This is a genomic window from Anaerolineae bacterium, assembly GCA_014360855.1.
Taxonomy (GTDB): Bacteria; Chloroflexota; Anaerolineae; order JACIWP01; family JACIWP01; genus JACIWP01.
Genome location: JACIWP010000233.1, coordinates 1 through 4,757 on the forward strand (window position 1 = coordinate 1; position 4,757 = coordinate 4,757).

The following is a 4,757-nucleotide window of genomic DNA, read 5'->3' on the forward strand; positions in this document are numbered from 1 at the left end:
AGAGGAAGCTCCTCTCGCGCGAACCAGGCGGTTGAAAGTGCCAGCATGATATCTCCTTAAATGAAAGGGTAGCGGCGGCTAATAGGCGCGGGCGAACAGCACCTGCTTCTCCGCCGGCTGACCGCATACCACGCACGGGCCTACCTCTGCCGGCTGTTCGAAGGGGATACAGCGGGTGGTGGCTTTGGTATCCTCTTTCACCTTGGCCTCGCATTCGGCGGAGCCGCACCAGGGTGCAAAGGCGAAGCCGTTCTCCACCGCCTCGGCCAGCTCGGCGTAATTCTTGGGATAGTAGGTGTTCTCCTCGCGGAAGCGCAGGGCGCGGGCATAGAGGTCCGCCTGGATGGTCGCCAGGAGCTCCGCCACGCGGCTCTCCAGGGCGTCCATGGGGCAGGTCTGTTTGCCCTCGCGGCCGGGGGTGTCGCGGCGCGCCAGCACCACCTGGGAGTTCTCCACGTCCTTGGGGCCGATTTCGATGCGCAGGGGCACGCCCTTCATCTCCCAGTCGTTGAACTTCCAGCCGGGCGAGTATTCGTCGCGGTCGTCGAGCTTGACGCGCGTGGTGGCGGAGAGGCGGGCCTGCACCTGGCCGGCGGCCTCCAGGACAACGCGCTTCTGCTCCTCGTCGCGCCAGATGGGGACGATGACGACCTGGATGGGGGCCAGCCGCGGCGGCAGGATGAGGCCCTGGTCATCGCCGTGCACCATGACCAGCGCGCCGATGAGCCGGGTGCTGACGCCCCAACTGGTCTGATAGACGTACTCCAGCTCGTTGTTCTTGTTCAGGAACTGGATGCCGAAAGCCTTGGCGAACTGTTGGCCGAAGTAGTGGGAGGTGCCGGCCTGCAGGGCACGCTTGTCGCCCATCATGGCCTCGATGGAGTAGCTGGCCAGGGCGCCGGCGAACTTCTCCGTCAAGCTCTTCTGGCCGGCGATGACCGGCATCGCCATCTCGGTCTCGGCAAATTCCTTATATACATTCAGCATGCGCAGGGTCTCTTCCATGGCCTCCTCGGCCGTGGCATGGGCGGTGTGCCCCTCCTGCCAGAGGAACTCCGTGGTGCGCAGGAACAGCCGCGTGCGCATCTCCCAGCGCACGACATTAGCCCACTGGTTGATGAGGATGGGCAGGTCCCGCCAGGAGCGTATCCACTTGGCGTACATGGCGTTGATAATGGTCTCGGAGGTCGGGCGCACCACCAGCGGCTCCTCCAACTCTTTGCCGCCGCCGTGCGTGACCACGGCCAGCTCCGGGGAAAACCCCTCCACGTGCTCGGCTTCTTTGCGCAGGTAGCTTTCCGGGATCAAGAGGGGGAAATAGGCGTTGACATGGCCGGTGGCCTTGAAGCGGCGGTCCAGCGCCTGCTGGATGTTTTCCCACAGGGCATAGCCGTATGGCCGGATGACCATACATCCCTTGACCGGCGCGTAATCGGCCAGCTCGGCCTGCAGGATGACGTCGGTGTACCAGCGCGAATAGTCTTCACTGCGGGGGGTGATTTTCTCTGCCATGTTCCTCTCCTCACGTTGTCACCGTATGCCTCAGGCGGATTGGATGCGATGGGAGAACGGGCGCGCCGGCGGGAGGGGGTTACTGGGCCGGCTCCACATCCAGGACCACGTACCCATAGGCGTTGATGACTTCGGTGTCCTTGTATCGCGTCTGACGTTTCTGGCTCGGCATGTACATATGGGTGTGCCCATGGATCAAATAGCGCGGCTTGAAGCGCTCCATGAACCAAATATACTGCCGGAAGCCCTGGTGACAGCGGTCGGCGGCGTCATGAATGCCGGCCGGCGGCGCATGCGTCACCAGAATGTCCAAATAGCGCCCCCGGGCGATGCGGTTCCAGATGAGCCTCGGCACCATCCGCACGATCTTCCAGAACATTTCCCCTTCGGTGTACTGGTACTCGCCGTCGGGGCGGTAGCGGATGGAGCCCTCCAGGCCGGCGATCAGCAAGCCCCCGGCGTCCACCACGTGGCCGTCCAGGTTGATACAGCCGGGGATATCCTTGAGCCGCTCCCCGTTCTCGCCGATGGCCGGCTCATGATTGCCAAAGACATAATACAGCGGCTTGTTGAGCGTGCTGACCAGGTACTCCAGGTAGTAGGAGGGAAGGTCGCCGCAGGAGAGCACCAGGTCCACATCGGCGAAACTGCTGGCCGCGCTGGGATTGTACAAGCGCTCTTCAATTTTGTCGCTGATCGCCAGGATCTTCATTGAACAGGCCGGCCCACTGCCCTCCGGCCCTGAGGGCTCATCCGGGATACTGCCGGCGCGAGCCGCTGTGTGCCGGAATTGTACGTTGTAGTATACCACGAAAGGGGAGTGCTGTCAACGCGAACGACAGGCGGCTGACCCTATTTCCGCCGGCAACATGCCCCTGCAAAAGTTGACAGGCCGGCCCTTTGGTGATAATTTTGTAATTTAGTGCATGTCGTTGGAGGATATGCTATGCTGTCCTACCTCAAGCGGATATTGATCGGCATGCCGCTCACAACACAGCGCATGTCGCATGAGCGCCTGGGCAAGGTCCAGGCATTAGCTGTCTTATCGTCCGATGCGCTTTCCTCCGTGGCCTACGCGACGGAGGAAATCCTGATGGTGCTGATCCTGGCCGGCGGCGCCGCGCTGAACCTGTCCTGGCCCATTGCCCTGGCCATCGCCGCCCTGCTGGTCATCGTGGGCATGTCCTATTACCAGACGGTGCATGCCTATCCCAAAGGCGCCGGCTCCTATATCGTGTCGCGCGAGAACCTCGGCACACTGCCCAGCCTGGTCGCCGGCGCGGCCCTGCTCACCGATTATATCCTGACGGTGGCGGTGAGCATCTCCGCCGGCATCGCCGCCATCACCTCCGCTTTCCCGCCGCTGTATCCCTGGCGAGTGGAGCTGGCGGTGGGCGCCATCGCCTTCATCACCATCATGAACCTGCGGGGTGTGCGCGAGTCGGCGCGCGTCTTTGCCGTACCCACGTACTTTTTTATTGCCTGTATGCTGACCCTGATCGGCGTCGGTCTGGCGCGCGTGCTGACCGGTTCCATCCAGCCGGCGGAGGCCGCCGCGGCCGCCTACGCACAGGGCGTTCAGCCATTGACCCTCTTCCTGCTGTTGCGCGCCTTCACCTCCGGCTGTACCGCCCTGACCGGTGTGGAGGCCATCAGCGACGGGGTGCCCATCTTTAAGCCGCCCGAGGGAGAGAACGCCGGCAAAACCCTGCTCTGGATGATCGCCATCCTGGTGACCATGTTCCTGGGCATCACCTTCCTGGCCCATCAGTTGGGGATTGTCCCGCGCGAGGGGGAGACGGTCGTATCGCAGATCGCCCGCACGGTCTTTGACCACAGCATCATCTACTATCTGATCCAGGCGGCGACCATGCTGATCCTGGTATTGGCCGCCAACACCAGCTATGCGGACTTCCCGCGCCTTTCGATGTGGATGGCGCGCGACCGCTTCCTGCCTCGTCAGCTTGCCAACGTGGGTGACCGCCTGGTCTATGCCAACGGCATCATCCTGCTGGGCCTGCTCTCCTCCCTGTTGGTGATCCTCTTCCGCGCCAGCACGCACGCCCTCATCCCGCTGTACGCGGTAGGAGTGTTCACATCATTCACGCTGAACCAGAGCGGCATGGTGCGCTATTGGCTCCGCCGGCGTACCCCCGGCTGGCAGACCGCGATCATTTTCAACGCGCTGGGAGCCGTCGCTACCGGCATCGTGGCCGTCATGATGGCAGTGACGAAGTTCATCCACGGCGCCTGGATCGTGCTGACCCTCATCCCCTTGCTGATCATGATGTTCCGCAGTATCCACCATCATTACGAGGAGGTGGCGGAACAGCTCTCCCTCTCCCTGCGCTGGCCCATGCCTGTCAAGAAGCATACCATTGTGGTGCCGGTGGCCGGCCTGCATCGCGGCGTGGTCAAAGCGATCTATTATGCCCAGGCGCTGGGCGACGACGTGCACGTGGTGACGGTGGATGTCAACCCGGAGGAAACCGCCAAGCTCCAGGAGCGCTGGAAGCACTACCTGCCGGACATCCCCCTGGAGGTCCTGCCGTCCCCCTACCGCTCGGTGGTGGAACCGCTGATGGACTATATCAACCAGTTCATTGATGAAGAAGGCCATTACGTGACCATTGTCATGCCGGAATTCGTGCCGGCGCGCTGGTGGCACTTCTTCCTGCACAACCAGACCGCACTGGTGCTCAAATGGGCGTTGAACTATGCCCGCCGCGACATAAGTCATGGGCGCTTCCGCATCATCACCGACGTGCCCTTCTATCTCAGACACTAGGAGAATGCCCATGCTCTTTGGCGAACGCGTGCGCCTGCGTGCACCGGAACGCACGGACATCCCCACCTTTGTGCGCTGGTTCAACGACCCGGAAGTGCGCCGGTACCTGCTGATGTACCTCCCGATGTCCCAGGCCCGGGAGGAGCAGTGGTTCGAGGAGCATCTGAAAGCGCGCGATGAGATGATGTTCGTCATCGAGACCGAGGAAGGGGGAGAATGGCTCCCCATCGGCACCATCGGCCTGCATCGGGTGGATTGGAAGAACCGCCTGGGGGTGCTGGGCATCTCCATCGGTGAAAAGCGCTTCTGGAACCAGGGCCTGGGCACAGATGCGGTGCGGACACTGCTCCGTTTCGCGTTCCTGGAGCTGAACCTGCACCGCGTCGAGCTGGAGGTCTATGATTTCAACCCGCGCGCCATGCGGTGCTACGAGAAGGCCGGCTTCCGCCTGGAGGGC

The 4,757-nt window shown here is 62.6% G+C and carries 4 protein-coding genes; 2 read left to right on the forward strand and 2 right to left on the reverse strand.

Going from position 1 to position 4,757, the window contains the following annotated elements; all coding sequences use genetic code 11:
* Positions 1-78: 78 nt before the first annotated feature.
* Together H5T60_11675 and H5T60_11680 are read right to left on the reverse strand one after the other, a co-directional pair.
* Positions 79-1,512: a proline--tRNA ligase gene (locus tag H5T60_11675; protein ID MBC7243092.1), complete on the reverse strand. Its 1,434-nt coding sequence runs from the start codon at positions 1,510-1,512 to the stop codon at positions 79-81.
* A 79-nt stretch (positions 1,513-1,591) separates the two neighbouring features.
* Entirely contained in the window at positions 1,592-2,224 is a 633-nt protein-coding gene (locus tag H5T60_11680) for a metallophosphoesterase (protein ID MBC7243093.1), read from the reverse strand.
* Positions 2,225-2,458: 234 nt separating this feature from the next.
* On the opposite strand from H5T60_11680, the gene H5T60_11685 reads away from it, so the two are divergent.
* Together H5T60_11685 and H5T60_11690 are read left to right on the forward strand one after the other, a co-directional pair.
* Positions 2,459-4,300 (forward strand): APC family permease, encoded by a 1,842-nt coding sequence (locus H5T60_11685; protein MBC7243094.1) that lies wholly within the window; start codon positions 2,459-2,461, stop codon positions 4,298-4,300.
* 10 nt (positions 4,301-4,310) lie between these two features.
* On the forward strand, positions 4,311-4,757 hold a 447-nt coding region (locus H5T60_11690; protein MBC7243095.1), incomplete at its 3' end, for a GNAT family N-acetyltransferase.

Excerpts from the sequence above, each read along its gene's own strand:
- H5T60_11675 (MBC7243092.1), bottom strand. The coding sequence starts at position 1,512 with ATGGCAGAGAAAATCACCCCCCGCAGTGAAGACTATTCGCGCTGGTAC.
- H5T60_11680 (MBC7243093.1), bottom strand. The coding sequence starts at position 2,224 with ATGAAGATCCTGGCGATCAGCGACAAAATTGAAGAGCGCTTGTACAAT.
- H5T60_11685 (MBC7243094.1), top strand. The coding sequence starts at position 2,459 with ATGCTGTCCTACCTCAAGCGGATATTGATCGGCATGCCGCTCACAACA.